Origin of the sequence: Kushneria konosiri, from assembly GCF_002155145.1 — a bacterium.
GTDB classification, from domain to species: domain Bacteria; phylum Pseudomonadota; class Gammaproteobacteria; order Pseudomonadales; family Halomonadaceae; genus Kushneria; species Kushneria konosiri.
Map to the genome: position 1 here is coordinate 1,021,878 of NZ_CP021323.1, position 26,990 is coordinate 1,048,867.

A 26,990-nucleotide genomic window follows, 5' to 3' on the forward strand; every position below is an offset into this window, starting at 1 on the left:
TTGCCTGCGGAAACCTGCCCATGCCTGAACACCACGATGCCCGACGCCCGCTGATCTGGCTGGTCGCGCTGATCCCGATAGCGCTGGCCCTGATCTTCTGGTGGTGGCTGTCAAATGAGCAGGCACCAGAGCGTGGCCGCGAGGCCTCTCCCGTGGCGGTCGGCCTGGCCGAAGTCATCGAGCGCCCCTTTAGCGCAACGCTGGGCGCCGTGGGCGATGTCGAGGCCACGGACTCGGTCGAGATCGCCTCTCTGGTCACCGAACGCATTACCGAACTGCACTTTGACAGTGGCGAACGGGTCAAACGCGGGGATCTTTTGATTCAGCTCGATGATCGCGCCGAGCAGCAGGGCCTGCGGGCAGCACGGGTGATTGTCGAACAGGAGCAGCGCGAGCTGGATCGCCTCAAGCCGCTGGTGCGTCAGGGGTCGATCGCCACTCAGCAGATCGATGCCCAGCGCAACCGGCTGGAAAGTGCCCGAATCGAGGCGGCGCGCCTGACTGCCGCACTGGAGGACCGCATCATTACCGCACCGGTCAGCGGCCTCATGGGGCTGAACAACCTGAGCGTCGGCGAGCAGATCAGCGCCGATACACCACTGGTGACACTGGACAGCATCGATCGAGTACAGGTCGACTTCTCACTGCCCGAGCGTGAGCTGCAGCGCGTCAAGGAAGGCATGGCGGTCACGGCACGCTCGGTGGCCTGGCCCGATCGTCTCTTTCATGGCGAGGTTACCACCATCGACCCGCGGCTGGACCGGGATACCCGCACGGTCATGGTCCGTGCGCGTTTTGATAACCCGGGCCTTGCCCTGCGCCCGGGCATGCTGCTCGAGATTGCCCTGCTTCTGCCAGCACGGCGCCGTCTGATCGTGCCGGAAGGCGCCATCATGGGCGAGCGTGATCGCCAGTGGGTGTTTGTGATCACCTCAGAAGCAGACCACTACCGCGCCCACCGGGTCGACATCAACGTACTCGAGCGTGGCCCGGGCTGGGCCGCCATCGACGCCGGCAGTGACCCGGAGCGCTTGCAGCCGGGCGATTCGGTCGCCATCAGCGGCCTGCGCGCTATCGGTGAAGATCGTACGCTTACCCTTGATGAAACCGCCGCCCGCGACACGTCCACCCTGTTTGAACAGGCCAGGCAGACCACGGCAGACGAGTATGCACCCGACTCGGAGATGCCCACCCCATGACCCTGACCGATCTGGCCGTCACACGACCGGTAGGGACCGTGGTCGTTTCGCTGCTGCTGGTGCTCTTTGGCACGCTGGGCTTTCTGGAGCTGCCCATTCGGGAATACCCCTCCATCGAGGAGCCGGAAGTCTCGGTCGAGATTGCCTGGCCCGGCGCCTCGGCGGCGGTAGTCGAGTCCCGCGTCACTCAGACGATTGAAAACGTGGTGGCCGGCATCGAAGGCGTGGTCAGCGTTGAATCCGAAAGCAATGACGGCGAATCCGAAGTCACACTGACCTTTGCCAGCAACATCGATCTCGACACCGCCGCCAATGACGTGCGCGATCAGGTCTCCCGGGTCGCGGACAATTTGCCCGATGGGGCCGAAGCCCCCGAAATCAGCAAGGATCAGGGCGGCAGCGACACGCTCATGATCCTGTCGGTCAAGACCGATCAAATGAGCGCCATGGCGCTGTCGGACTACGCCGACCGTCAGCTTCTGGATCGTTTCTCGACCATCAATGGCGTCTCGCGGGTGCGACTGTGGGGCTCGCAGCTGCCGGCCATGAGGGTGGATCTGGATCGCCACGCCATGACCGCCCATGACATCACCGTCGAGGACATTACCGAAGCCCTGACCCGGGAAAACGTTGAGTATCCGGGCGGGCGGATCGAGTCCACCACCCGGGAGTTCACCGTACGCCTGCTGCCAGGCTATGAGACGGCCGAGTCGTTCCGGGGACTGCCACTACGCCGTGGGGAGGGTACGCGCACCGTCACGCTGGGCGATGTGGCCACGGTCGCGCTGGGTCCGGAAACGCGGCGCGAAAGCTTTCAGGTCGACGGGGCGCCGACGGTCTCGATTGCCATCAGCCGACAGAGTACGGCCAATACGCTGTCCATCTCGCGCGACGTGCGCAAAACGCTTGAGGATCTGCGCAGTGAGCTGCCCGAGGGCATGCACATCGATATCGTCTCCGATGACACCCTCTACATTTCTGCCGCGCTCAAGGAGGTGCTGCTGACGCTGCTCATTGCAGTGTTGATGGTGGTCGGCGTGATCATCGCCTTTCTGGGGTCGTGGCGTGCAGCGCTGGTGGCTGCCACGGTCATTCCCATCTCGCTGCTGGCCTGCGGCATGCTCCTGCTGGGGCTGGGGTTCAGCCTCAACATGCTGACCCTGCTGGCACTGGTGCTTTCGGTGGGACTGGTGGTGGATGACGCCATCGTCATGATCGAAAACATCCAGCGCCATCTCGAGGATGGCGATGCCCCACTGGTGGCGGCCTTTCGCGGCGCCCGCCAGGTCGCCTTTGCCATCATCGCCACCAGCCTGGTGCTGATGGCGGTCTTTCTACCCATCACGCTGATGAGCGGCCAGACCGGGCGGCTCTTTACCGAATTTGCCGTCACCATTGCCGCCGCGATTGCCTTTTCCACCCTGGTGTCGCTGTCGCTGACGCCGGTGATGGCCTCATGGCTTCTGACCGGCCGCCAGGGCGCTTCCACGGGGCGGTTCATGGCCGGCGTGGCGGCGCGTTATGAACGCCATCTGGCGCAGATGCTGCACCGCCCGGTGCTGGTCGGCGGCGGCTTTGTGGCCATGGTCATTGTCACCTCCGCGGTCATCACCTCGCTGCCCACCGAATACGAGCCCTATGACGACCGCGGCGCGCTGCGCATCAACGTTCAGGCCGAGGAAGGGGTCAACTTCGAGGAGATGCATCGGCGCATGAAGGTCATGGAACAGCGTCTGGCCCCCATTCTCGAGGACCCGTCACTGGTCGATAACGCCTCGCTGCGCGTACCCTCACCCGGCAACAGCGAAGGTGCCGTCAACAATGGCCGCTGGATCATCAGCTTTACCCCCTGGCAGACACGCGATCAGAGCACCCGAGAGGTGGCCGCGCGCATCAACGAGGCACTTGAGGGCTTTTCCGAAGTCAGTGCGACCACCCTGCTGCCACGCGGGCTGAGCTCGGGCAACGCCACGCCGGTGCAGTTCGTGGTGGGCGGGCCGGATTACGCCACCCTGGGCGCCTGGCGCGATCAACTGATGGCCGCCTGGCAGGATTACCCCGGTCTCAAAGCGCTCGACAGCGACCTGATCGAAACCACCCCCCAGCTTCAGATTCGACTGGACCGGGAACGCGCCGCCCAGCTCGGAGTCAGCGCCGAGAGGGTCGGCCAGACGCTTGAATCCTTTTTCGGTGAGCGCAGCCTGACCACGTTCGAGCGCGACGGCCAGTCCTATGACGTGATCCTGCAGGGCCTGCGTGAGCAGCGCCTGACACCACAGGCGCTGGAGGAGATTCGAGTACGCAGCGCCAGCGGCGCGCTGGTCAGCCTGGCCAACCTGGTTCATCTGGAAGAGGTGGCGGTCTCGCCGACGCTCAACCGCTATAACCGGATTCGCGCCGTGACCTTTTCAGCCAACGTGGCCGACGGCTACAGCCTGTCGCAGGTGCTTGATCACATGAACGCAACGGTTGCTCAAACCCTGCCGGAACAGGCGCGCATCGACTACAAGGGCGCCACCCAGGACTTTCTGGAAGCCGGACGCGATCTGCTGCTGGTGTTCACCGTGGCGATCGCGGTCACCTGGCTGGTGCTGGCCGCCCAGTTCGAGAATTTTATCAGTCCACTGGTGGTGATGTTGACCGTACCGCTGGGGATGCTGGGCGCAGGCACGGCGCTGTGGCTTTTGGGGGAGAGTCTCAATCTGTATGCCCAGATCGGGCTTTTGATGCTGATAGGCCTTTCGGCCAAAAACGGCATTTTGATTGTCGAGTTTGCCAATCAGCTGCGCGATGAGGGCGTGGCGCTGCGCGAGGCCATTGTGCAGGCGTCACGGACGCGACTGCGCCCGATTCTGATGACCTCGCTGTCCACCATGGCCGGTGCCCTGCCACTGGTGATGGCCACCGGTGCAGGTGCTGCCAGTCGCTTCGGGCTGGGGATTACGTTGCTGGCCGGCTGCGCCAGCGCCACGCTGCTGACGCTCGGCGTGGTGCCGATCGCCTATTACTGGCTGGCCGGCCATCAGAAGCCGCCGGGGCATCGCCGCCGCCAGCTCAGGGCCTCACTGGAAGATCAGCCTTCCGGGACACCGCCGCAGGTCTGATCCGGCGGCCGGCGCTTGAAGGTCAGTACCAGCAGATCCCGTACGCCAACGCGTTCGGGATCGACAGCCACGATGGGCGTCACGCCGTGTAGTACGCGGGTATCATCGACCAGCGCCATGTCCAGGCCGTCCGCCAGCGTAAACGCGGACAGCTCGCGACGGTCGAGGTCGTGAATGTGGGAGACCCCCTCGCGAACATTGCTCCGATGGATCATCACCATCGCCACGAAGTCCACGCCGTCACGGTGCAGCCCCTCCGGCGTGGGCAGGCCGGCGTCGATGTCTCCGCCCACCTCGATTCGAAACTGATGCATCTCGACATGCCAGTCGGCCCCCGGCGCGCAACGCCCGAACACGCCAAGGCAGAGCTCACAGAGAAAGGTGAAGGCGTTCGTGGTCAGCGCAGCGTCTTCTACCGGCTCGAAATGGCGTTCGATGCCACCGTTGAGCCGATTGTAATCGGTGGTCTGAAAATGCGCCTGATGGGGCCTGCGACGCAGCTCATGCGCGCCGGCAGCGGCACTGAAGACGGCGTGGCGACGACGCCGGTAGCGCCCGCCATCTCCCATGAAGCGATCCGGCGCCAGACGGTTCCAGTAGCCGGCCAGCACGTCATGATCCGGCATACGGTGCTCACTCGCCGCACACCAGGCGTGAAAGACCGGCGTGACCTGGTCGGCCGGCGCCAACAGATAGCCATCGCGCTCGACCCGCTCGGCCAGCGAGGTGAGAAGCGTTTCAAGGGGGGCATCATGCGTTGGCACATCACACATCACAGTAACCACCGAAAATAAAACAGAGGGTGGAGCCACCGCGCATCATCTCACGACCCACCCTGACGACACGCGGAACAGGGCGCTATTATGGCATCGTCAATCACCGCCGCCCATGATGATGTGATCAGGGCGCCTGTCTGCCAATAAAAGGGCCTCGCCATGTCTGCATCTCCCCGCGCCCCCATCGCCATTACCATGGGAGACCCGGCCGGCGTCGGCCCGGAAATCATCGTCCGTCTGGCCTGCATGCCGCGCGCGGGCACCACGCCACTGCTGGTCATCGGCGATATAGAGCGCCTGCGCGCCATGGCAGCGCGCCTGGGACTGGCCCTGACGCTTTTTCCGGTCCAGCATCCAAGCGAGCTGGACATGGATGACACCACGCCGGGACGCATGGCTGTGCTACCGGCAGGTCCGTCACTGCCGCCTGATCTGCCCTATGGACAGGTCGATGCCCGCGCCGGGGCCGCCGCCTATTCTTACGTCAGTCGCGCCATCGATTTCGCGCTCGAGGGCTCGATCAGCGCCATTGTTACCGCCCCGCTCAACAAGGCCGCCATGGCTGCCGCCGGCATTACCTATCCCGGGCATACCGAGATTCTCGCCGACCGCGCCGGCACTCAGGATTTTGGCATGATGCTGGCCAACGACGAGCTGCGCGTGATGCTGGTCTCGATCCATCTGTCCCTTCGTCAGGCGATAGACGTCGTCACGCCCGAGCGCGAGCTGCGCGCCATTCGACTCGCCGCGCGCGCCTGCCACGCCTACGGTATCAAACATCCTCGCATTGCCGTCGCCGGGCTCAACCCGCATGCCGGCGAAGGCGGTCTGTTCGGTCACGAGGACGACGCCATTATTGCGCCGGCCATCGCCCGTGCCCGGGAAGAAGGCATCGACGCCTCCGGCCCCTGGCCCGGCGATACGGTCTTCATGAACGCCCGCCGCGGTCACTTTGATGCAGTGGTGGCGCAGTATCACGATCAGGGCCTGATCCCGGTGAAATATCTCGGCGTCGAGAATGGCGTCAACATCACGGTGGGGCTGCCATTCGTGCGCACCAGCGTCGATCACGGCACCGCCTTTGATATCGCAGGCCAGGGCGTGGCTGACCCCTCAAGCCTTGTGTACGCCCTGAAACAGGCCGAGGCGATGGTGCGCGCAGGGGCCGAAAATCGACCGGCCGGATGCAACACCGGACAGCGGTAGTACACTGAAGACATGACCACGCCGCTGCGGGCTCATCCGCAACGGCGCGCCACTCCCCCGACACGCGGAGCAGGACGATGCAACTCAGGCAGAGCAATATCGACAGGCTGGCCGACGGCGAGACCTACGACACACTGATCATCGGTGGCGGCATCAACGGCGCGGTCTGCGCCGCGGCGCTGGCCGGGCGCGGCGTCAAGGTCGGTCTGGTGGAACAGGGTGACTTCGCCGGCATGACCAGCATGTGGTCGTCCAACCTCATCTGGGGCGGCATCAAATACATGGAATCGCGGGATTTCAAGCTGGTGCGTGAGCTGTGTATCTCGCGCAACCATCTGATCAAGCACTACCCCTCGACCGTGCAGGAGATCCGCTTTCTCACCACGATCACCAAAGGCTTTCGCTGGCATCCGCTAATGCTCTGGGCGGGCACCTGGATCTACTGGCTGTTCGGCAACTGCTTTACACGGATGCCGCGCCTGCCGAGCCTTGCCACCGTCAATCGCGAGGAGCCGGTGATCAATACGCAATCGGCCACCGGCTGTTTTGAGTATTCCGACGCCTTTTTGCACGACAACGATGCCCGCTTTGTCTGGAACTTCGTGCGCACCGCCATGAACAGCGGCTGCGTGGCGGCCAACTACGTCGAGGCCACCGGCTTTGAGCGTCAGGGCAAACTCTGGCACGTGGGTCTGCGCGATGTCATGAGCGGCCGCGAATGGACGGTCAAGGCGAAGACGCTGGTCAACGCCTGCGGACCGCTGGCCGATCGCACCAACGCTCTGGCCCACAAGAAAACCGAGCACAGTCATGTGCTTTCCAAGGGCATCCACCTGATCGTCGATCGCATCACGCCCAACAAGCGCGTGCTGGCGTTTTTCGATGAAGACGGTCGGCTGTTTTTCGCCATCCCCATGGGGACGCGCACCTGCATCGGCACCACCGACACCCGCACCGAAGACCCGCATGCGGCCATCACCGATGACGACGTCAAATTTGTACTGGATAACATCAACGCGCGCCTATCACTGGACAAGCCGCTTGACCGTGACGACATCATCGCCACTCGCTGCGGCGTGCGACCGCTGGCCGTACAGAACACCAGCGGCGGCGACCGCGATTTTCTGCAGCTCTCACGCAAGCACGAGATCGATTCCGACATCGATCAGGGCTTTATCAGCATCTTTGGCGGCAAGCTCACCGACTGTATCAATGTCGGCGAGGAGATCGTTGATCTGGTCAAGACCATGGGCATCGACATCCGCTTTCCCGATTACCGCTGGTACGGCGAGCCGGTGAATGCGGTGCGCGACGAGTTCTTCCATCAGGCGCGCCTGATGAAGCTTGATGATTACACCGATGCCAGCGCCTCCGAGCCGCTCTCGACCCGGCTGTGGCGGCGCTACGCAGCGCATGCGATCGGCATTCTGGAATACATCCGGGAGGACCCGCGCCAGGCAGAAATCCTCATCGAGGGCACCGAATACATCCGCGCCGAAGTGCGCCAGGCGGCACGCCGCGAGATGATCACCAAGCTCGAGGACTTCCTGCGAAGGCGCTCCAAGATCAGTCTGGTTTCGCGTCAGGAGACCATTCGTCAGTCGGCCGGGCTGATGGAGGCGTGCGAGATTTTGTTCGGTGAAGACGCCCGGATGCGCTTTGACGAATACTTTCGCGATCACCCCGTGACCAACGGCATCGCTCGCGACCCGGGCGCCGGGCCGCTGCCGGCCGATGGTGCTACCAATGATCCTGCGACCGAGGGGGAGGCGAGCTCAACGCCCCACAAGGAAGGGGATTTCGAAACGCTGAACTGGTAGTGCACTCATGAAAACGCCGTCGGGGTTTCCCCCGACGGCGTCATGCTTTCTTCTTCATGGACAGACGCGACTAGAAGATAAATGCCAGCGCCAGGTTGAAGACCAGCGCGACCACAAAGCCCAGCGGCGCGGCGCGAAACAGCAGTTTCGGAAAGAGTACCGTGCGGCTTTCCTCGCTGGGGCAGGAGCCGAGAATCAGGCTGCCCCCCGAGGAGAAGGGCGAAATCGAGGTCGCCTGCGCCCCGACCACGATGCTGATGAAAATGATCATCGGATCGATCGACAGGGTCTGGGCGATGGGCATGACCACCGGGAACAGCGCCGGCGTGACGACACCCAGGGTGCTGGCAAACAGCGACATCATCGCGGCAATCACCCCGAAGACCACCGGCACCAGCACGGGAGGAATGCTGCCACTGATCCAGGAGGCCAGCAGATCGATCGTTCCGGCCTTCATGGCAATCGCAATCAGCATGCCAACCCCGCAGATCATGATCAGGGTACCCCAGGGCACGCTGGCGATCGCCTTGCGTTCATCCCCCAGTTTGAGCAGCAGTGCGATCACGGCAAAGACACTGGCTACCAGGCCGATATCAATGCGGGCATTGACGTAGCCGATCAGCGCATTGTCCGGCGCCACCAGTGCCGCGATGGGCGGTGCGAGCACCACGGCCATCATGATCAGCGTCAGTAGCAGCGTGATGCGCTGATCGCGATTGAGCGGCTTCGGTGCCTCAACGTGTGACATGGCATCGGCCATGGCCCGCTTGTTGCCGGCCAGAAACACGAATCCGGAAATCACGATCAGCGGAATCACGGCCGTGGAGAGGAAAATGCCAATACCGTTGATGAACGCCGTGCTTTCCGGCACCCCCGAGGCGGTCATCAGACCGCGGAAGATGATGCCACTCTGGCTGGAAACGAAGTTGGCACCGGCCAGCGCCCCGTAGTTCACCGACATGCCACCGATGATCAGGCTCAACCCGGTACGGGCGCACAGCAGGATCGTGATCGGCGCCATGAAGGCCAGCACCGTGTAGTATCCCGCACCCAGCGCCGAAATCAGGGTGGCCGCACCAAAGATGGCATATGGCAGGAAGTGGGGCACATTGCGACAGCGATACATCATGTGCTCGGCCAGTTTTTCAAGCGTGCCGTTGACGATGGCAAAGCTGTAGAACAGACAGACCGAGAAAATGATGAAAAAGAGCTTCAAGGGCCAGAGGTTGATCACCTCGGAAGGTTTCATGCCCATCACGAAGCTTCCGATCACGTAGGCCAGCGCAATGGCAAAAAGCCCGATATTGATTCGTGTCAGATAGCCCAGCGCGATGGCGGCGACAATGGCCCCTACGATCAGAAGACTCAGCATTGGATATGCTCCCGGACATCGATCATGAAAAGGCGCGCCGGGTTATCGATCATGACCTTCCGGCGCAGCGCAGGATCAGGCATCAGTGTTTTCGCGAGCGCAAACTGCGACTCATAATCGGTCTGGTGCTCAAAGCGGGTATGCGGCCAGTCGCTGCCCCATACCAGATGATCGGCGTGACCTGCGCCGTCGCAGAGCGCATCAATGCTGGCACGGGCCTGATCGATACTCAGCTTGCTGCGGTAGGTGGCCGAAATCTTGACCCACAGATTGCGCTCGCCCAGCAACTCCAGAAACCAGCGATGCTCGCGGTGCCTGGCATCAAGGGCCGTGCCTTCCGGCAGGCCAAAGTGATCAATCACGACCGCCACGTTCGATGCCAGGATGGCTGGTACCACCGCGTCCAGATCCGCCAGCGTGCGCTGAATCTCGACAGACCAGCCCCGATGGGCCAGCCGGGTAAACAGGTGCTGCCAGTGGTCTGCGCTGTAATCCTCGAGCGTCTTTCCGACCAGGTTAAGCCGAATGCCCACGACGCCGGCCTCGCCCAGCACGTCGAGCGAGGCGTCATCGATGTCGGGCGCCACCACGGCCGTGCCCCGCAGGCGCTTGCCATGTTGGCGCAGCGCCGAGAGCATGTAACTATTGTCGGTCCCCAGAAAGCTGGGCTGTACCAGTACCCCATGAGAGAGCCCGCAACGATCCAGATGCGCCAGATACTGGCTGACATCGGCATCGTAGTCAGGGCTGTAACGCCGCTGGCTGGCCATGGGAAGGTGCTGACTGAAGATATGGGCGTGCGTGTCCACGCCAGTGATGGCGGTGTCATGCGTATCGATCATTGAAACTCCTGCATATCAGCATTCCGGGCACCTTCTCACGGAAAATTGTTATCGTCGTATAGTCATATATATGAATCGAAACCTTATAGTGGCCCGATATCGCGGTCAATTGCGCCGCGATGAGACATTGGTGTTATACATTCACCCCCGCTTATTGATGACGAGTATGCATGAGTGACTGGAAAGAGGGATCGGATGCGCGCCTGCCGCTCTATCAGCGGCTGCGCGAGGAAATCATGGACAGGATCGCCAACGGAGAATGGCCCCCGGGCGAGACCATTCCAACCGAGGCAGAGCTGACCCGGCGCTATGGCATCGCGGTGGGTACGGTTCGCCGGGCCATCGATACGCTGGTCAATGAAGGCCTGCTGGAGCGCAGCCAGGGGCGAGGGACCTTCGTGCGCCGACCGGACTTTGACGCCTCCTTCTTTCGCTTCTTTCGCCAGGTCAACGCTGCCGGTGAATCACGGGTGCCGAGCAGCCGGATACTGTCGGCCACCCTGTCGATACCGCCGGCCGAGGCCTCCAGAGCGCTGGAACTTGCCGACAACGAACCGTGTATCTGTCTTGATCGGTTGCGTACCCTGGAAGATGACAGCCTGCTGACCGAGAAGATATGGCTACCCGCCTCTCGCTTTTCAGGGCTGCTTGACGTGCCGCTTGAGGCGTTCGGTACGCTTTTATATCCCTTTTATGAAGCCCGCTTTGGCCAGCGGATCGGCTCGGCACGCGAGACGCTGACCATCGCCTCGGCCGATGCAGCCACGGCCGACCTGCTGGGCATCGCTGCTCGCGACCCCGTGGTCGTCATTGAGCGCATTGCTCTGGGATATGATCGCACGCCACTGGAATATCGCTGCTCGATGGGGGCGGCGGCCACTTTCCGCTATCAGATCGAAATCTCCTGAGTCATCCTCTAACGCCGCCCACGGTCGGGGAACGCAACCCCGACTGCGGGGTCGATGGAGAATGCGCAGCCCCGCCGGGCCTGCTTGAATGTTGTCGCTACCGCAGGAACTCTATCGTGCTACGGTCGTTTTTTCCCAATCCGCCTGTTTTTTTCTCAAGCGTTCTGGTCTGGGCGCTGATCTGCATCACGCTTTGGCAGCTGGGTGCCAGTGACTGGGGCGCCGTTATCGGACTGCCGCCGCTCGGCGAGGGCGAGGACCTGCCCGTCAGCGTCTCGCGCTTCTGGGCGCCTTCAATGCTCTGGTTCTATCTCTACTACGCCCTTGGCGTGGCAATCTTTGCCGCAGCATGGGCCCTGTTCAGCCGCCACCGCTGGCAGCACTGGTCGATTCTGGTCAGTGCCCTGATCATTTTCATGACCTGGTTTTCAGTGCAGACAAGCGTTGCCATCAACGCCTGGTACGGCCCGTTCTGGGACATGATCCAGAACGCGCTGGGGGGCGACAGCGGCGTGACGGTGGCCGATATCTATACCGGCATGCTCAGCTTTGCCGGCATTGCCTTTGTGGCCGTCACGGTGGGGGTGCTCAACTACTTCGTGGTCAGCCACTACATCTTTCGCTGGCGCTGGGCGATGAATGATTTCTACATGAAACACTGGTCGAAGCTGCGCCACATCGAGGGCGCGGCCCAGCGCGTGCAGGAAGACACCATGCGCTTTTCCACCACGCTTGAGGGGCTGGGCGTCAATCTGCTCAAGGCGGTGATGACCCTGATCGCCTTCATGCCGCTGCTGGTCACGATGTCGCAGAACATCACCGAGCTGCCCCTCATCGGTCATATCCCCAACGCACTGGTATGGGCAGCAATTGCCTGGTCACTCTTTGGCACTGTGCTGCTGGCCGTGGTGGGTATTCGTCTGCCGGGGCTCGAGTTTCGCAATCAGCGCGTCGAGGCGGCCTACCGCAAGGAACTGGTCTACGGCGAGGATGATCCGCAGCGCGCAGCGCCTGCGAGTGTGGCCACGCTGTTTGATCGGGTCAGACAGAACTATTTTCGGCTTTACTGGCACTACGCCTACTTCAACATTGCCCGCATCTTCTATCTGCAGGCTGATGTGGTGTTCGGCTTTATCGTGCTGGCGCCTTCGATCGTGGCCGGCAAGCTGACGCTGGGCCTGTTGCAGCAGATCCTCAACGTCTTTGGACAGGTGCGCGACTCCTTCCAGTATCTGGTCAACTCCTGGTCGACCATCATCGAACTGCTCTCGATCATCAAGCGTCTGCGCACCTTTGAATCGGTCATCGATGACGACCCTTCGAAAGGAAAGGCGCTGCCCCTGAACGAATAGCCCTCTTTTGAGCGCGCGCTTTCCCAGCCGCTTCTCTCCCATAGGCCTGCCGCGGCCCTGAATACCCCGGCAGGCCGTGCGCCCTCATCACGAGGGACCGAGTACCTCATCCGGGCCGGTATCGCGCACGTGCAGCGTGATCACGGTGCAGTGCGCCACATGAGACACCTTATGCGACACGCTACCGACCACCAGCCCCTTCATGTCACTGAGTCCGCGGCTGCCCATCACGATGGCATCCACCTCCAGCGCTTGAGCCATCTCCACAATGGTCCGATCCGGTCGGCCCGGCGGATTATCCTCGACGTGAAAGTGTACCTCGGCGGACGGGTCACCCACCGCCGCCCAGGTCTCCTTCAATAGCGCCTCGCCATGTTCATGGCCCTTTTCCGGGGTGTAATCCACCGGCGTTGATCCGGTGGTGGCCCCCAGATGGTCGGTGGCCACCGGCGGCTCGACAATATGCAGCAGATGCAGAACGCCCCCTTCGGCGCGCTGCATCAGACAGGCGTGCTCGAGTGCTCGACGAGCACTGCGGGAGCCATCCAGGGGTATTAGAATGCGCTGTGTCATGATTCACCTCCCTGCGCTGGCGGCTGATGCCCGCCCTCAGGACGACAACACCGTCAGACCGCACAACAAGTCATGCGGCGGTGTCTGATGTTGCAACCATACCGCCGCGCCCTTACCTCTTTGACATTAGCACTCCTGCATAAGGGACTACACTTCGATCATGGTTCATGCCCCTTTCGGGGTCTATCCATGACCCATCGGACTACCCCTGCCCGCCCCAGCGTGCCAGAGTATCGAAACACACTGTCCTGCTCCGAGAGACGTTTGCCATGTCGATTCATCTGCTGGTCGTGACGCGCCTGTCACGCCATCATCAGGCCCGCATCGAAGCCGCCGGTTTTCGCCTTCATATGGCAGAAGACGCCGAGACCCGCCGCGAGGTACTCCGCCATCACCGTGATGACATTCGAGCCGCCCTGACCATCGGTACCATTGGCTTCACGGCCGAGGAAATGGACGAGCTGCCAAATCTGGGACTGATCTGTGCCCAAGGGGTCGGCTTTGAGGGCATTGACGTGGCAGCCGCTCGAGAGCGCGGCATTGCCGTCGCACACGGGCCTGGCACCAATGCCGAAACGGTGGCCGACCATACGCTTGGGCTGATGCTTTCCTGTCTTCGCCGTATTCCACAGGGGGATGCCGGCCTGCGCCTGGGGCAATGGCAGGAGATTCGCCGCAGCGCGCCGGTGCTGCACGGCAAGACACTGGGGCTTCTGGGCATGGGCAACGTGGCCCGTGCCATCGCCAGGCGCGCCCATTACGGTTTCGACATGCCCGTGGTCTACTTCTCCCGCCAGCCGAAGGCCGATCTCGACTGGCCCCATACATCGGACCCGCAACATGTGGCGGCGCAGGCCGACGTGCTGGTCAGCGCCCTGCCCGGCGGTCCGGAGACGCACCATCTGATCAATGACGAGCTGCTGGGCGCCATGAAACCTGACAGCATTGTGGTCAACGTCGGTCGCGGTAGCGTGGTGGACAGTGATGCGCTGGTGCGTGCCGTCACCGAAAAGCGCCTTGCCGGCGCTGCCCTCGATGTCTTCGAGCATGAGCCCGACGTGCCGCAGGCGCTGAAGGATGAACCGCGCATCATCATGACGCCGCACACCGGGGGCCTCTCCCCTGAAGCTCTTGATGCCACCGTGGAACTGGTCATTCAGAATCTTCAGGCCTTTCACGAGGGCCGCGCGCTGGTAACCCCGGTGCCAGAAGCCTGATTCGTTTTGTGCATGCACCGACAGGAGCCCGCCATGTGCGCTGACCATTCGGAAGACGTTCGTTCAAAGAAACAGAAAATGCTCGCCGGCGAGCTCTACATCGCCGATGATCCCGAACTGGCTCATGACTCGGCCGTTGCCAAGGCCGCCATGGCCGAATTCGCCAGAAGCTACGAGCACGACGTCGCAGCCGCCCATGCCATCCTGAAAGGGCTCTTCAAGGAGTTGGGTGATACCGCTCATATCCGGCCGCCGCTGCATGTCGACTACGGCTGCTACATCAGCTTCGGTGAGGGCTCATTTGCCAACTTCGGGCTGGTGGCACTGGATGTCGCGCCCATCACCATCGGTCGGGACGTCCAGATCGGGCCCAACGTGCAGCTGCTGACACCAACCCACCCCATCGATGCCGCCTCGAGACGCGCAAAGCTCGAAGCCGGCGCCCCGATCATCATCGAAGACAACGTCTGGCTGGGCGGCGGTGCGATCGTGCTGGCCGGCGTCACCATTGGTGAGAACAGTGTCATCGGTGCCGGTGCGGTGGTCACCCGTGACATCCCCGCCAACGTCGTAGCGGTGGGCAACCCGGCCCGCGTGATTCGACAACTTGAATAATGCATCGCATTGAGCCTGCCATGCCCTTCTGACGACCGCCCGCTACACTGAGGCCGGCGCCGCGTTCTGCGGTGAACAGTCGAGATCAACGCATGAGCCACGACACTGCCTTGCCCACCCCTCGCAGCCGCCGCGGGCTGGATGGCCTGAACTTCTTTCTGGCCGATGTCCGTGATGGCGTCGGGCCCTTTCTGGGCATCTACCTGCTGACGCGCTTTGACTGGAGTGCCGGGCAGATCGGCATGGCCATGTCGGCGATGACCTTTGCCACCATGATCGCGCAGAGCCCGGCCGGCATGCTGCTGGACGTTACCCGACACAAGCGTTTGCTGACCGCTCTGGCCACGCTCGTGGTCGCCGTGTGCAGCGTGCTGATGACGCTGCCGGCGCTGGTTAATCTGCCCTCTATCCTGCTGCTGCAGGCGCTGATGGGCGTCAGTGCGGCGCTGCTGCTGCCGGCCGTTGCCGCGATCACGCTGGGCATGGTCGGCAGCCGGCGCTTCCCGGAGCGCCAGGGCCGCAATGAAATCTTCAATCACGCCGGCAACGTGGTGGCCGCGCTGCTCGCCGGCCTGCTGGCGCATTTTTTAAGCGTCGAATGGCTGTTTTATTCCCTGGTGCTGTTCGCCTGCGGCAGCCTGATCAGCGCGCTCGCCATTCGTGAGGAGGATATCGATCACGCCGCCGCCCGGGGCGCGATGGCCGATGAAACGCTGCCCCGGCAAGGCACCGGTGTGATGGCGGTCCTGCGCCATCGACAGGTGCTCATGCTTGGCGCCACGCTGACCCTGTTTCACTTTTCAAATGCCGCCATGCTGCCGCTGGTCGGCCAGTACCTGACGATCGGCGACAAGGACGCCGCCTCGCTGTACATGTCGGCCTGCATCGTCATTGCCCAGCTCGTGATGATCCCGGTGGCCTGGTGGGCGGGACGCAGGGCCGTCAGCTGGGGGCGACGACCGGTCTTCATGATCGGCCTGATCGCGCTGCCGCTGCGGGGCCTGCTCTATGGCGTCAGTAACGATCCCGTCTGGCTGCTGCTGGTACAGGCGCTGGACGGCATCGGCGCCGGCATCTTCGGCGTGCTCTGGCTAATTGTGGCCGCCGACCTGACCCATGGCACCGGGCGCTACAATGCAACGGTCGGCGTGCTGGGCACGCTGTTTGCGCTGGGCGCCGCGGCCTCCAACCTGGTCGCCGGGGTCGTGGTGGACGCCAGCGGCTATGTCGGCGGCTTTCTCTTTCTTGCAGCGTTTGGATGCGCAGCGCCGCTGATCTTCTGGTGGGGCGTTGGCGAGACCCGCCCGATCGAGGACGCCTCTTCAGTGTCGGTGTAGGCTCTCGGCGCCATCATTGCCTGTCGTTCTGCGTGCGCTATCTGTGGTTAACGACCGGGAAGAGGCACGCCCGGCTTATGGGCATACGTCACGGTCTCGCCAAATCCCTCCGCCCCGATCCGCTGCTCGAGCCCGGCGTCCAGCACCTGCCGACCGGTGATGTGAAAGCTTCCATCACGGCTTTCTCCCCGGGTCAGCGAAGCATCATCGAGTATCGCCTCCAGTCGCCGGGCGACGGCGTCACCGGAGTCGACCAGCTGAACGTGGCGGCCCAGCTGCGCCTGAATGGGCGCTCGCAGCAGCGGATAGTGCGTGCAGCCCAGCACCAGCTGGTCGAGGGCGTGCCACTCGGGAGCGTGCAGGGGAGAAAGCTCGGCGGCCAGCGCGTCACCATCGAGTGTGTTTGATCGCCAGTACTGCTCGGCCAGTGCGGCAAGGTTCGGCGCGCCTACCGTCACGACCCGGCAGTGACCGGCAAAGCGCTCGATCAGGGTCGCGACATGGGCACTTTTCACCGTCCCCGGCGTGGCCAGCACGCCGATGACACCGCTGCGACTGGCCGCAGCCGCCGGGCGGATCGCCGGCACCACGCCCACCACCGGGATCGACAGCCGTTCTCTCAGTGCCGGCAACACCACGGTCGAGGCCGTGTTGCAGGCGATCACCACCGCATCGACAGGACGAGTCGCTACAGCCCGTGTGATGAGATCGCATACGCGAGCGATCAGTGCCTCGGCATCAAGATTGCCATAGGGGAACGCTGCGCTGTCAGCGATGTAGTGCTGCGAAAGTCCCGGCAGGCGATGGCGAATGGCCCGCGCAATGGTCAGTCCGCCAATGCCGGAATCCAGCAGCCAGATGGCTCGCGTCTTCTGCATGACTGTTTTGCCTGCTTCCCGGTTCGAGTATCGGATGGTCATGTGTATGTCGAGCATGACGTCCGATCATGCCAATGCAGAAGAATATCTCAGCGACACATCGCCGTGCTTCCCCATTGCCGCCGGGTCATTGATACTGTCAATTCTCGTGACAAACACGAGCCCCATACAACAGGTGCCGGCCGGTCATGACCTGCCGTACACCAAACAACACAATGGGAACATTGCCATGACTTCTGTCACCCGAGCGTCTCCGCTCGATCTTCTGCGCCTGCATGTGCTGGTGGTTATCCTCTCGCTGATTGCCGAGTGGATCGGCATCATCAAGATTCCGCTGGGCGTTGGTACGCTGTTATTGCTGCCGCTGTTTTATGCCTTTTTGCTGGCCATTGCCCTTAACCCGCATCTTTCCAGCCAGTTTCATGCGCTGGTGCCGCCACGCCTGAGCGATGCAGCCTCCCCGCTGATCCTGATTGCGATCATGCCGTTCATTGCCCGCTTTGGGTCTACCATCGGGCCATCGATCGATCAGATCATCAGTGCCGGGCCAGCGCTGATCCTTCAGGAACTGGGCAATCTGGGCACCATGCTGATCGCCCTGCCGTTTGCCTTGCTGGTGCTGAAAATGGGTCGCGAATCGATCGGGGCGACCTATTCGATTGCGCGTGAACCCAATATCGCAATCATCTCGGACCGCTATGGCCTGAAGGGTCCGGAAGGGATCGGCGTGATGGGGGTCTACGTGGTTGGCACCATGTTCGGCACCCTCTGGTTTGCGCTGATGGCCGGTTTTCTCGGCTCGGCGGGCTGGTTTGACCCGCGCGCGCTGGCGATGGCCTGTGGCGTGGGTAGCGGCAGCATGGTGGCGGCCTGTTCAGGGGCGCTGGCCGAGGCCGTTCCTGCCATGCGCGAGGAGCTGTTCGCCTTTGCCGGGGCCAGTAATCTCCTGACCTATGCCACCGGCCTTTATGTGTCGCTCTTTATCGCCCTGCCGGTCGCGGAGTGGCTCTACAAGCGGCTCAGCCCCAAACGCCAGGCGACTGCCTCTATCAATCCCGCCGATGCCGACAGCGCCACAGAGGCGGCGGCTGAACTTCGCCCCGAGCAGCAGATCGGCCGGACCGCGATGATGCTGGCAGCCGTCTGCGTGGTGGGCTGGATCACCAATGTGATCAGCGCCGGCACGCTCTGGGGCGCCCTGCCGGGCATGATCATTCTTTACGTCATGAGTCTGATCGGACTGCTCATCACCCGGGCCATGCCCTTCTACCTGCCGGCGATTGCCTGGATATCGCTGGTCAGCATTGTCATGACCCTGCCGTTTTTTCCCGGTAATGCCTGGGTGGTAGCGCAGCTGTCGCAGGTCAACTTCCTGGCCATCGTCACGCCCGTGCTCGCCTACGCCGGCTTCGTCCTGTCGAAGCAGGAGTTCAGCATGTTCCGCCGTACCGGCTGGAAGCTGGTGCTGGTGTCGCTGCTGGTGTTCACTGGCACCTATCTCGGTTCGGCAGTGGTCGCCCAGATCCTGCTTTAACCCGCAACGGTGTGGCACACCTTTACCGGCGTGCCACACCCACGTTGATCCCTTTCGCATTACGGAGACACGCATGTCCATGAAGATCGTCGTCATCGGCCCGGGGCAGATGGGGGGCAATATGGCGCTCACGCTCAAGCGCGCCGGCTTTGAGGTCACGGGTATCGACCCCAGCGAACAGGCGCGACAGCGGCTGAGCGATCAGGGTCTGAATGTGGCCAGCGACGCCGCGCTGCCCTCTGCCGAGGTCTATCTGCTGTCACTGCCCACTTCCGATCATGTTCGCACGGTGATCGAATCAAGCCCCGGGCTTCTCGAGCACGCCGCGCGTGGCAGTGTGGTGATGGACACCTCGACCAGCGACCCGGTCGTCAGCCGCGCCCTGGCACAAAAGGTCACGGACGCCGGCCTTGAATGGCTGGATGCTCCGGTCAGCGGCGGTCCGAAGGGCGCCGCCACAGGCAAGATGGGCGTGCTGCTCGGCGGTGAGGCATCCACCATCGAGCGGGTGGTCCCGGTGCTTGAGGCCCTGTCGGCCCGCTATACCCACGTGGGCCCGGCCGGCAGCGGCCATGTGGTCAAGCTGGCCAACAACTACCTGTGTGCAGCCAACCTGATCGCCACCGGCGAGGCCGTCGCCATGGCGGCAAAAGCCGGGGTTGATCCAGCGGCCTGTCTGGCCGGGCTCAACAGCGGCTCGGGGCGCAGCGCCGTCAGGGAGGTCAACTTCCCCGAATGGATTTTCTCGGAGCGTTTTGACTCGGGCTTTACCACCGGCCTGATGCGCAAGGACCTTCGTCTGGCCCGTGACGCCGCCGAGCAGTTGGACACCCCAAGGGCCCTGCTGAACCATGTGGTCGAGCGCTGGCACGAGGCGCGCGACATCGAGGATCAACAAGACTTCAACCGCATCGCCGATGCCCTTCTCGCCACCGCCCGCAAGTAACAGGAAATACTGTCATGTCGACCCCCTCTGCACAGGATGAGCGTGCAAAGGCACGCCTTGAGGCCCTGCTGGATCACTTTGGCCTGTCTCGCAGTGAGGCACCGGCTACCAACTGGATCGACGGTCAGGCCGTCGTCGGCCAGTGAGAAACGATCACACTGCGCAACCCGGTCACCGGTCAGTCGCTGGTGAGCTACTTCGATGCCGGCCAGGCCCTGGTTGAACGAGCCGTCAGCGCCGGCACGCGTGCACAAATCGAATGGATGGGCCTGACCGCCAGCGCCCGCGGCCGACACATGAATGCCGCCATTCGGGCGCTGGAAGGACAGGAAGAGTCACTGGCGCAGCTGGAAAGCGTGGTGGCCGGCAAGCCGATCAGCGACTGTCGTGGTGAAGTCGGCAAGGTGCGCGAAATGTTTGAGTACTACGCCGGCTGGTGTGACAAGCAGCATGGCGAAGTGATCCCGGTGCCCACCTCGTATCTCAACTATGTGCGCCACGTCTCCTATGGCGTGGTCGGTCAGATCACGCCCTGGAATGCGCCGATGTTCACCTGCGCCTGGCAGCTGGCGCCCGCCATCGCGGCCGGTAACGCGGCCGTGCTCAAGCCCTCGGAGCTGACGCCCTTCACCTCAGTCGTGATCGCAGGGCTTTTGGAAAGCGGCGGGCTGCCAAAGGGGCTGATCAACATTATCAACGGCGTGGGGCCGACCACCGGTGCCGCCCTGACCGATCATGACGGCATCTCGAAGCTGGTGTTTGTTGGCTCGCCGGAAAGCGGACGGATGATCGCCCAGGCCGGCGCGCGCCGCCTGGTGCCCAGCGTGCTGGAGCTCGGCGGCAAGTCCGCCAACATCATTTTCAATGACGCCAGACTCGATGACGCCGTGGCCGGCGCTCAGGCCGCCATTTTTGCCGCTGCCGGGCAGAACTGTGTGGCGGGATCACGTCTTTTGATTCAGCGCGACATCTTCGATGAGGTCGTTGAACGACTGGGACGCGCCGCGGCACAGATTCCGGTGGGGCTGCCGGAAGACGATGCCACCCGCATGGGACCGCTTCAAAACGCCCGGCAGTTCGAACGGGTCATGGCCATGATCAATACGGCGATCGAATCCGGCGCCCGCCTCATGACCGGCGGCCATCGCCCACAGGGGCTGCCCGAAGGGACCGGCGGCTACTATCTGGCGCCTACCATTCTGGCCGATGTGACCCCCGACATAGCCATTGCCTGCGAGGAGGTGTTCGGTCCGGTGCTGGTCGCCATGCCCTTCGATGACGAAGCCGAGGCCATCCGCCTTGCCAATGCCACCCGCTTTGGGCTGGCCGGTGCTGTCTGGACACAGGATGTCGCCCGCGCCCATCGCGTGGCCGGCAAGCTGCGGGCCGGCACAATCTGGATCAACAGCTACAAGGCGATCAACGTCATGTCGCCGTTTGGCGGCTTCGGCGACAGCGGCTTTGGGCGCTCCAGCGGTCTGGATGGCCTGAAGGAGTACACCCTGCCCCAGAGCGTCTGGGTGGAAACCGGCGGGCAGGCAAGCGTGGCGATGGGGTATGGCAACGGCGTGGGGTGAGTCTTTCCCATGAGACCTGTAAGCCCACCTTTTGGTGGGCTTTTTTGTGCTGCCATGCCGGGATCACGCGAACGCTTTTCGGTGTGCCCCTGAGCTTGGGTGTGCCCCTGAGCTTGAATGAAGACAGCACGCCATTCTCTATCGCGTCACGACAACCAGACCGACCAGCAAGAGCACTCCGCCCGCCAGGAAGTTGATCGTCAGGGGCTCGCCGAGCAAGAACGCCCCGAACAGCACGCCAAAAATCGGGGATAGAAACGAAAAGATCCCCAGTTGCGAGGCAAAGTAGCGCCGGAGCAGTGCGAACCACAAAAGCAGTGCGGCAAAGGAGATGACCAGCGTCTGGAAGGTCAGACTGGCGAGCGCTGCGCCCGTGAACTGAATACGCCCAAAATCGCCCAGCAGTATCGTGGCGGGCAGCAACAGCAGACCCGCAACGGTCAGCTGATAGCATAATGTCTGGACCGGCGGCGTCTCGGAAAGCGATGAACGACGGATCACCAGCGTCGTGGCCGCCCAGGCAAGACCGGCCAGCAGACCCAGTAGATCACCGCGCAGAATGTCACCGGCATTGTCGATATCGGTATCCGGTGCCATCGCCAGCACCATACCGCCAAAGGCCAGGGCAACACCGATCCACTGTCGTCGTGTCAGCTGTTCGCCCGGCACCCACAGGTGCAGCCCCACGGCCGCAAAAACGGGAGCCGTGTAGAGAAACACCGACATGTGAGAGGCCAGCGTATGGTTGAGCCCCCAGGCCACAAACAAGAACTCCGCGGCAAATCCCAGCCCCACCAGAACCCCCGGGCCGAGCTGCGCGCGCATATCGCGCAGCCGGATGCCCTGCCACCAGGCCAGCGCCGCCACCAGCACGGCCGCAAGCGATGAGCGCAGGGCCACCTGTGACAGCGGTGACATGTCCTCGGCCACCATCTTGATGGCCACCTGCTGAGCGCCCAGCACGATGCAAAACAGCACCATCAGGGCGCTGGCCTGCAGGTCCAGCCGCCGGCGCGCCGAATGGCTGCCTGTCGATAGGGTGGGCGTTGTCTGTCCGGTGTTCTGCATAGGGCCTCCTGTCGGTCACAGGCTTCAGTGGAGCATTTGCCGGGGCCGTCGCCAAACGATTAATCTGGAGATCAAGGCTCAGGAAAACTCAACCCATGAAGATCGAACGCCTCCCCCTGAATGCGCTGCGCGCCTTTGCCGAGGCGGCCCGCACGCAGAGCTTCAAGCACGCTGCCAATAGGCTGGGGGTGACGCCCGGTGCGGTCAGCCGTCAGATCAAACAACTCGAAGACCGGCTCGGCGTTACGTTTTTTTGAGAGACATGCCAACGGTGTCCAGCTCAACGAAATCGGACGGCAGCTGGCCCGGGACATCGACAGCGGTCTTGAAACGATCGCCGCGGGCGTCTCAACCGCTCGGGAAAGTGCGCGACACACCCCGATGCTGACGCTCAGCGCACCGCCCACTTTCCTGCAGCTGTGGCTGCTGCCACGGCTGGCCACATTTGAGGCCCGGATTGGCGGTCTCGATATTTCACTGGAGTCCAATGACGCCCTGATCGTCCCCACCTGGCGAGGCAGCGGGGCGCGTCTGGCGATACGCTATGGCCGCGGCCCCTGGCCGGACGTGACGAATTACCGGCTGTTGGGCGATGAGCTGTTCCCCGTCTGTACCCCTGCACTGCTCAAACAGCACGGTCAGCCCATGAAGCCCGCCGACCTGGCCCGTCACACCCTGCTGGAAGTGGCCTGGAACTCTCCACAGAGCGCCACCGTCCCGGGCTGGCAGACATGGCTCGAGACAGTCGGCGTCGCCAATCAGGTGTCGCCGCCGCAAAGGCGCTATTCGCTGTCCGGGCTGGCCGTGGACCAGGCCATTGCCGGGCGGGGCCTCATGCTGGCCAGTCTCCCCCTGGTGATGGACCGGCTGGCCAGCGGCGTACTGATGATTCGCCCCTTCGGCGAACAGCATGCCCTCGCCTCCCCCATGACCTACGACCTGCTGACCCCGGCGATCGGTGAAGCGTCGCCTGCCGTGGCACGTTTTGTCGACTGGCTGTTGCAAGAAGCCACCGTCTTCGACGGTGAGGCGAACAAGGCCCACTGAGCCCAGCACCTCTATTGGCCGGGCCGCATGGTTGTTGATCAAATAAAAAGCCCACCGTTGGGTGGGCTTTAGAGTAAAAACCGGTCGGCCATTCAATTTTTACAACCATTCTTGTCGCAGGTAATTCTACTGCCTGAAGACACCCAATGATCTGAATGGTCTTTCGTGTCAAAACCGCAGCCGGTTTTCCCGCCTTTATTGCCTTTATGAACAACACCGGTCGGTATGTGCTTGACGGCCATAAGCGCTCCTTTGATTAGACAAATTAACAGTAGCTTGATTGCAAATATCAACAACGCAACTTTTGCCTAATTCGTCATGAGCCAAACCATCAAGAAAACATTAACCACGACTGATGCACAGAACCAAAAAGCCCACCGTTGGGTGGGCTTTGTCATCATGCGTCTCGAGCGTCTTTCAGAGCGCGGGGCGATGCAGCCGGGCATTGAACAGCGGCCCGCGTGTCATGCCGGTGCGCCATTTGGCGAGCGCCAGCACGCCGAGATCGATCAGCGGTTCCAGAATGACCACGCTCATGTAGGCCACCCCGAACGTGCTGACATTGACGAGGCTCTGCGCCGAAAGCCCCTCGCCGTAGAAGGCCCAGAAGCCGACCCAGAGCACGATGCCGCCCTGATAGGCGGTGGAAAGCGCCAGCGCCTGTCGATAGGTCACCTCAACGTAGGGCGTATCGCGTGGAATCAGGCGTCCGGCCAGCACGCTGATGCCCCACAGCGGCACGATCAGGGTGGTCACGTTCATGCCGTATTGCGGCAGGTCGAACGGCGCGAAGAAAAGCCCCTGAATCAAAAGCCCCAGCGCCAGGCCGATCGCCGTCGGGCCAGCCCCAAACAGCAGCAGCAGGGTCGAGCCCAGAATCAGGTGGACCTCTGACACGCCCACAGCGTGGTGAGGCAACACCTCGAAAAAGCAGAAGACACACAGCGTGGCCACAAGACTGCGACCGATCAGCGCCGTGAAGCCATCGCGGCCTTCCAGCGTGTGCCGTGCCAGACGCGCGGTCAGCCCGAAGGCACCGGCCGCGGTGGCGTAACTCAACAGGATTTTGGCGCCCGTGACGACGCCCGGTTCGATATGCATGCGATTGATCCTTGCTGCACCCACCGTGCAGGGATGAGATGAATGGAAGTCGACATGGCAGGTCTCCTGGCTTGCGCGTCATCACCCTTGCCTCGCCTTCCCGGCAGTGGCCAGTGGCGTGTGAGGCGGGCTCATCGCTTACAGTTGCGGGGGCAGCCGTGGCTTGTCCACGTTCCCTTTTCATTTGAAGCGGCAGGGCCGCTTCAACACCATGTCACCTGCATTCTATGCCTGGTGGGCTCGGGGAAGGCAACGCCTTTTTAAAGCGATGTCTGATAAAGAGACAGTGCCCGGACGACAGCGCTTGATCGCCGCTCCTGCTGATCAGGCCACGCTGTCCATCGCGATAACGCGCCCTGATGCGCCCTCCAGCACGCCATCGCGGATCGCAGCGATGACCAGGCAGGCCTCACGTCCGTCGGCGCCAACAAGGCGCTCCCCCTGTGCGTTCCATCCGCCGCTTCTGCCGCAGGTCTGCCAGCTACCGGTGTCGGAGATATGGTTGGAAAACAGCACCGGCATTCCGTGACGCCGGGCAATGCCGGCAAGGCATTGAGCATCCGCCTCATATCCGCCGTCTGAAATCAGCACACTGGCAAGATACACCGCCGCCTTCCGGGCGGAAGCGGCATCACTGTGAATGGTGTGGACAAAATCGGCGCAAATCGCCAGTGCGATGCGCACGCCGTTGACGGTGAAGAGACAGGCTTCATCACCCGGCGAGCAGTACGCCTCCTCCCCATCGTGCAGGTGCTGCTTGGCGTAAAACGTACGCGCCCCATCGGGAAAGCAGATGACCGCCCCGATGCGGGGCTTGCCGCCGTCGTTGATCAGCGGACCACCCGCGATCACAACCATATTGTTCTCCACCGCGGCAGCAGACAGCGTTTTGAACGCCTCGGCATCGTATGGCATGGCAAGCGCTTCCAGCAGATCAGGCTCGTAACCAATCAGCGAGAGCTCGGGAAAGACGATGACATCAGCGTCGTGCCGGGCGGCATGCTTGATATAGCGCAGATGCGTGGTCAGATTCTCCGCCACGGCACCGCGGATAACCGGCGGCTGCGCCAGAGCGACAACGACATTGCCTGCATTTTCAGAGGGCATATCCACTCGCATCCTCTTCACAAGGGCTGGAATACAGGACATGAAACCTCAGGGGCACCACAAAAGAGAAGGCATGGCTTTCAGGATCTATTGAAACGGAGGGGCATCTAATCTATAGCTGGTGGCGTGTCATGGGGAAGAAGCAGCGGTTTCGCCGCTATCGAATAGAAAATTAGCGTTTTAGGGACCAAAAAAGCGCGTGACCAAGAAGCAGGAATAAAACGTTGTTGTTCAGGCGAGGAATGGAGACGGGTTGCTTTCGGCCAAGAGCGGCCATTGAGATCATTCTTATCCATACCGCTTTACTCATAGTTAAATTAGGAGTGCGGCGAGTAATTTATCCGTGTGAAGCAACTTGTTACGATTTTGATTGGCTAATTCGAAGGAACGTATCCCCGACTGCCTGCTCGTATTCCCCAGCAATCTTACACATGACTATATGATCAAGCGCTGGTTTAAGACATAGGAGTGTTGTAGTGATCTGATACAAGCTGATGGCTGTCGCGTGCGCTGGATCTGTCATGCCTGAGTTGCTTTGTCCCACCAGCAGGATATCATGTCTCGCTTCACACAGCCCTAACCGACTTGTCATGCCTTTCGAACTAGCATGAATATTCTGGCTGGCCCATTTGTAGTACGGACGCATATGATCCAATCCTACGTTCTTTTCAATTGCAGCAAAACCCACGCGCTGATGGCTTGGGAATATGTGCGCAGCCCAACCGTAAAGCTGTGAAAAAGACTTACCATACCTTCTGATCAGTTCATCATATTCCTTCTTGCAGTCGTCAATTTCTGCCTGTGAGGGGCCTTTTTCCTGCAGCCGGTTCTCGTATTTTTTATGCTCACGCATAGCGTCGTATGAATCTACAACATCATGAAAGTAGAACCTTTCCGCGCAATCTTGGCCTTGCTTGACAATAAACATTGCAGTGCAATTCACCTCATGAAGCGCCCTCCACCTAGCATGCGCCGCATCAGGAAACCCGGACTTTAACAGGCATAAAATTTCTTGTGCTATGTGACATGCACGCGCATGTTGTCGGACAACAACGTCAAGAACTAAGTCGTTGTTTTCGACAGCTTCTGGTCGATACGATTTGTTGAATTCTTCACCAGCCTCAGTACAAATGACGATGTGAGTCTCCAGTAAGTCAAACCCTTCTCGCCACCGCTCTAGATTTCTAGCCTCAAATTGGGTCGATAGCCTCCTCCGCTCCCACAACATCTGGCCTGTCGTCTTCTGCAACGATTTCTTTAGGCTTGCAACAATTTCTGGCGTTATTTCCGAGATGATATTTTCAATGTCGATATCCCGACATTCCACAGGATTGGCCTCTTCCATCTCAGAAATGACTTTGATCAACTGATTGTGAAACGTTTCCATTCGAAGGCTCTTTTTTCATAACGA

At 61.9% G+C, this 26,990-nt stretch carries 24 protein-coding genes and 1 riboswitch; of the genes, 15 read left to right on the forward strand and 9 right to left on the reverse strand.

What is annotated here, in order from left to right:
* The first annotated feature begins 20 nt into the window (after window positions 1-20).
* On the forward strand, window positions 21-1,199 hold the full coding sequence (locus tag B9G99_RS04810; RefSeq protein ID WP_086620982.1) for an efflux RND transporter periplasmic adaptor subunit: 1,179 nt from the start codon (window positions 21-23) through the stop codon (window positions 1,197-1,199).
* The gene (locus tag B9G99_RS04815; RefSeq protein ID WP_086620983.1) at window positions 1,196-4,303 is read left to right on the forward strand and encodes an efflux RND transporter permease subunit; all 3,108 of its coding nucleotides are present in this window, start codon (window positions 1,196-1,198) and stop codon (window positions 4,301-4,303) included. Before B9G99_RS04810 ends, B9G99_RS04815 begins: the two co-directional genes overlap by 4 nt.
* On the opposite strand, the gene B9G99_RS04820 is transcribed toward B9G99_RS04815, so the two are convergent.
* Complete coding sequence (locus B9G99_RS04820) at window positions 4,273-5,067, reverse strand: 2OG-Fe dioxygenase family protein (RefSeq protein ID WP_227875933.1); 795 nt, start codon at window positions 5,065-5,067, stop codon at window positions 4,273-4,275. The two genes, B9G99_RS04815 and B9G99_RS04820, sit on opposite strands and share 31 nt — an antisense overlap.
* 171 nt (window positions 5,068-5,238) lie before the next feature.
* Here B9G99_RS04820 and pdxA point away from each other — a divergent pair, with 171 nt between their 5' ends.
* Both pdxA and B9G99_RS04830 read left to right on the forward strand, forming a co-directional pair.
* Window positions 5,239-6,285 carry a 4-hydroxythreonine-4-phosphate dehydrogenase PdxA gene (pdxA, locus tag B9G99_RS04825; protein WP_086620985.1) on the forward strand — a complete coding sequence of 349 codons (1,047 nt, stop codon included), beginning with the start codon at window positions 5,239-5,241 and terminating at the stop codon, window positions 6,283-6,285.
* A 77-nt stretch (window positions 6,286-6,362) separates the two neighbouring features.
* Window positions 6,363-8,105, forward strand: a complete 1,743-nt coding sequence (locus B9G99_RS04830; RefSeq protein WP_086620986.1) for a glycerol-3-phosphate dehydrogenase/oxidase — start codon at window positions 6,363-6,365, stop codon at window positions 8,103-8,105.
* 70 nt (window positions 8,106-8,175) lie between these two features.
* Here the strand turns inward: B9G99_RS04830 and B9G99_RS04835 are convergent, their stop codons facing one another.
* Window positions 8,176-9,477 carry an SLC13 family permease gene (locus B9G99_RS04835; protein WP_086620987.1) on the reverse strand — a complete coding sequence of 434 codons (1,302 nt, stop codon included), beginning with the start codon at window positions 9,475-9,477 and terminating at the stop codon, window positions 8,176-8,178.
* A complete protein-coding gene (locus B9G99_RS04840) occupies window positions 9,471-10,319 on the reverse strand; it encodes an amidohydrolase family protein (protein ID WP_086620988.1) in 849 nt (282 codons plus the stop codon). The genes B9G99_RS04835 and B9G99_RS04840 overlap by 7 nt, the downstream gene beginning before the upstream one ends.
* A 170-nt stretch (window positions 10,320-10,489) precedes the next feature.
* On the opposite strand from B9G99_RS04840, the gene B9G99_RS04845 reads away from it, so the two are divergent.
* The gene (locus tag B9G99_RS04845) at window positions 10,490-11,227 is read left to right on the forward strand and encodes a GntR family transcriptional regulator (protein ID WP_086620989.1); all 738 of its coding nucleotides are present in this window, start codon (window positions 10,490-10,492) and stop codon (window positions 11,225-11,227) included.
* A gap of 116 nt (window positions 11,228-11,343) precedes the next feature.
* Complete coding sequence (gene sbmA / locus B9G99_RS04850; RefSeq protein WP_086620990.1) at window positions 11,344-12,579, forward strand: peptide antibiotic transporter SbmA; 1,236 nt, start codon at window positions 11,344-11,346, stop codon at window positions 12,577-12,579.
* A gap of 87 nt (window positions 12,580-12,666) precedes the next feature.
* On the opposite strand, the gene B9G99_RS04855 is transcribed toward sbmA, so the two are convergent.
* Window positions 12,667-13,152 (reverse strand): universal stress protein, encoded by a 486-nt coding sequence (locus B9G99_RS04855; protein WP_086620991.1) that lies wholly within the window; start codon window positions 13,150-13,152, stop codon window positions 12,667-12,669.
* Between the two features lie 269 nt (window positions 13,153-13,421).
* On the opposite strand from B9G99_RS04855, the gene B9G99_RS04860 reads away from it, so the two are divergent.
* From B9G99_RS04860 to B9G99_RS04870, 3 genes are all read left to right on the forward strand, one after another.
* Complete coding sequence (locus B9G99_RS04860) at window positions 13,422-14,369, forward strand: 2-hydroxyacid dehydrogenase (RefSeq protein ID WP_086620992.1); 948 nt, start codon at window positions 13,422-13,424, stop codon at window positions 14,367-14,369.
* 33 nt (window positions 14,370-14,402) lie between these two features.
* Window positions 14,403-14,984, forward strand: coding sequence for a sugar O-acetyltransferase (locus tag B9G99_RS17205; protein ID WP_162494979.1), 582 nt, complete (start codon window positions 14,403-14,405; stop codon window positions 14,982-14,984).
* 92 nt (window positions 14,985-15,076) lie between these two features.
* On the forward strand, window positions 15,077-16,321 hold the full coding sequence (locus B9G99_RS04870) for an MFS transporter (protein WP_086620993.1): 1,245 nt from the start codon (window positions 15,077-15,079) through the stop codon (window positions 16,319-16,321).
* Between the two features lie 47 nt (window positions 16,322-16,368).
* On the opposite strand, the gene murI is transcribed toward B9G99_RS04870, so the two are convergent.
* Window positions 16,369-17,199 (reverse strand): glutamate racemase, encoded by an 831-nt coding sequence (gene murI / locus B9G99_RS04875; RefSeq protein ID WP_158521444.1) that lies wholly within the window; start codon window positions 17,197-17,199, stop codon window positions 16,369-16,371.
* A 229-nt stretch (window positions 17,200-17,428) separates the two neighbouring features.
* Between murI and B9G99_RS04880 the strand changes: the two genes are divergently transcribed.
* The 4 genes from B9G99_RS04880 (at window position 17,429) to B9G99_RS04890 (ending at window position 21,256) form a co-directional block, all read left to right on the forward strand.
* Window positions 17,429-18,733 (forward strand): DUF3100 domain-containing protein, encoded by a 1,305-nt coding sequence (locus tag B9G99_RS04880; protein ID WP_086623292.1) that lies wholly within the window; start codon window positions 17,429-17,431, stop codon window positions 18,731-18,733.
* A 73-nt stretch (window positions 18,734-18,806) separates the two neighbouring features.
* The gene (locus B9G99_RS04885) at window positions 18,807-19,679 is read left to right on the forward strand and encodes an NAD(P)-dependent oxidoreductase (RefSeq protein WP_227875934.1); all 873 of its coding nucleotides are present in this window, start codon (window positions 18,807-18,809) and stop codon (window positions 19,677-19,679) included.
* Window positions 19,680-19,693: 14 nt separating this feature from the next.
* Window positions 19,694-19,825, forward strand: coding sequence for a hypothetical protein (locus tag B9G99_RS17165; RefSeq protein WP_257789368.1), 132 nt, complete (start codon window positions 19,694-19,696; stop codon window positions 19,823-19,825).
* Between the two features lie 12 nt (window positions 19,826-19,837).
* The gene (locus B9G99_RS04890) at window positions 19,838-21,256 is read left to right on the forward strand and encodes an aldehyde dehydrogenase family protein (RefSeq protein WP_227875991.1); all 1,419 of its coding nucleotides are present in this window, start codon (window positions 19,838-19,840) and stop codon (window positions 21,254-21,256) included.
* A gap of 138 nt (window positions 21,257-21,394) precedes the next feature.
* Here the strand turns inward: B9G99_RS04890 and B9G99_RS04895 are convergent, their stop codons facing one another.
* The gene (locus B9G99_RS04895) at window positions 21,395-22,324 is read right to left on the reverse strand and encodes a DMT family transporter (RefSeq protein WP_086620996.1); all 930 of its coding nucleotides are present in this window, start codon (window positions 22,322-22,324) and stop codon (window positions 21,395-21,397) included.
* A 95-nt stretch (window positions 22,325-22,419) separates the two neighbouring features.
* Between B9G99_RS04895 and B9G99_RS16930 the strand changes: the two genes are divergently transcribed.
* Window positions 22,420-22,581, forward strand: a complete 162-nt coding sequence (locus tag B9G99_RS16930; RefSeq protein ID WP_211329628.1) for a LysR family transcriptional regulator — start codon at window positions 22,420-22,422, stop codon at window positions 22,579-22,581.
* A 124-nt stretch (window positions 22,582-22,705) separates the two neighbouring features.
* The gene (locus tag B9G99_RS04900) at window positions 22,706-23,371 is read left to right on the forward strand and encodes a LysR substrate-binding domain-containing protein (RefSeq protein WP_227875935.1); all 666 of its coding nucleotides are present in this window, start codon (window positions 22,706-22,708) and stop codon (window positions 23,369-23,371) included.
* A gap of 417 nt (window positions 23,372-23,788) precedes the next feature.
* Here B9G99_RS04900 and B9G99_RS04910 read toward each other — a convergent pair whose 3' ends face one another.
* From B9G99_RS04910 to B9G99_RS04920, 3 genes are all read right to left on the reverse strand, one after another.
* The gene (locus B9G99_RS04910) at window positions 23,789-24,472 is read right to left on the reverse strand and encodes an energy-coupling factor ABC transporter permease (RefSeq protein ID WP_086620998.1); all 684 of its coding nucleotides are present in this window, start codon (window positions 24,470-24,472) and stop codon (window positions 23,789-23,791) included.
* Between the two features lie 39 nt (window positions 24,473-24,511).
* Window positions 24,512-24,701, reverse strand: a riboswitch (cobalamin riboswitch).
* A gap of 95 nt (window positions 24,702-24,796) precedes the next feature.
* Complete coding sequence (locus B9G99_RS04915) at window positions 24,797-25,579, reverse strand: carbon-nitrogen hydrolase family protein (RefSeq protein WP_086620999.1); 783 nt, start codon at window positions 25,577-25,579, stop codon at window positions 24,797-24,799.
* Between the two features lie 358 nt (window positions 25,580-25,937).
* The gene (locus B9G99_RS04920) at window positions 25,938-26,966 is read right to left on the reverse strand and encodes a DUF5677 domain-containing protein (RefSeq protein WP_086621000.1); all 1,029 of its coding nucleotides are present in this window, start codon (window positions 26,964-26,966) and stop codon (window positions 25,938-25,940) included.
* Between the last annotated feature and the right edge of the window lie 24 nt (window positions 26,967-26,990).

Bases quoted from the DNA above. Each gene is read 5' to 3' on its own strand.
- pdxA (WP_086620985.1), top strand. From the start codon at position 5,239: ATGTCTGCATCTCCCCGCGCCCCCATCGCCATTACCATGGGAGACCCG.
- B9G99_RS04915 (WP_086620999.1), bottom strand. From the start codon at position 25,579: ATGCCCTCTGAAAATGCAGGCAATGTCGTTGTCGCTCTGGCGCAGCCG.
- B9G99_RS04920 (WP_086621000.1), bottom strand. From the start codon at position 26,966: ATGGAAACGTTTCACAATCAGTTGATCAAAGTCATTTCTGAGATGGAA.
- B9G99_RS04845 (WP_086620989.1), top strand. From the start codon at position 10,490: ATGAGTGACTGGAAAGAGGGATCGGATGCGCGCCTGCCGCTCTATCAG.
- B9G99_RS04830 (WP_086620986.1), top strand. From the start codon at position 6,363: ATGCAACTCAGGCAGAGCAATATCGACAGGCTGGCCGACGGCGAGACC.
- B9G99_RS04835 (WP_086620987.1), bottom strand. From the start codon at position 9,477: ATGCTGAGTCTTCTGATCGTAGGGGCCATTGTCGCCGCCATCGCGCTG.
- B9G99_RS04855 (WP_086620991.1), bottom strand. From the start codon at position 13,152: ATGACACAGCGCATTCTAATACCCCTGGATGGCTCCCGCAGTGCTCGT.
- B9G99_RS04900 (WP_227875935.1), top strand. From the start codon at position 22,706: ATGCTGACGCTCAGCGCACCGCCCACTTTCCTGCAGCTGTGGCTGCTG.
- B9G99_RS17205 (WP_162494979.1), top strand. From the start codon at position 14,403: ATGTGCGCTGACCATTCGGAAGACGTTCGTTCAAAGAAACAGAAAATG.
- B9G99_RS04860 (WP_086620992.1), top strand. From the start codon at position 13,422: ATGTCGATTCATCTGCTGGTCGTGACGCGCCTGTCACGCCATCATCAG.
- B9G99_RS04895 (WP_086620996.1), bottom strand. From the start codon at position 22,324: ATGCAGAACACCGGACAGACAACGCCCACCCTATCGACAGGCAGCCAT.
- B9G99_RS04840 (WP_086620988.1), bottom strand. From the start codon at position 10,319: ATGATCGATACGCATGACACCGCCATCACTGGCGTGGACACGCACGCC.
- B9G99_RS04815 (WP_086620983.1), top strand. From the start codon at position 1,196: ATGACCCTGACCGATCTGGCCGTCACACGACCGGTAGGGACCGTGGTC.
- B9G99_RS04880 (WP_086623292.1), top strand. From the start codon at position 17,429: ATGACTTCTGTCACCCGAGCGTCTCCGCTCGATCTTCTGCGCCTGCAT.
- B9G99_RS04870 (WP_086620993.1), top strand. From the start codon at position 15,077: ATGAGCCACGACACTGCCTTGCCCACCCCTCGCAGCCGCCGCGGGCTG.
- B9G99_RS04885 (WP_227875934.1), top strand. From the start codon at position 18,807: ATGTCCATGAAGATCGTCGTCATCGGCCCGGGGCAGATGGGGGGCAAT.
- B9G99_RS16930 (WP_211329628.1), top strand. From the start codon at position 22,420: ATGAAGATCGAACGCCTCCCCCTGAATGCGCTGCGCGCCTTTGCCGAG.
- murI (WP_158521444.1), bottom strand. From the start codon at position 17,199: ATGCAGAAGACGCGAGCCATCTGGCTGCTGGATTCCGGCATTGGCGGA.
- B9G99_RS04810 (WP_086620982.1), top strand. From the start codon at position 21: ATGCCTGAACACCACGATGCCCGACGCCCGCTGATCTGGCTGGTCGCG.
- B9G99_RS04910 (WP_086620998.1), bottom strand. From the start codon at position 24,472: ATGCATATCGAACCGGGCGTCGTCACGGGCGCCAAAATCCTGTTGAGT.
- B9G99_RS17165 (WP_257789368.1), top strand. From the start codon at position 19,694: ATGTCGACCCCCTCTGCACAGGATGAGCGTGCAAAGGCACGCCTTGAG.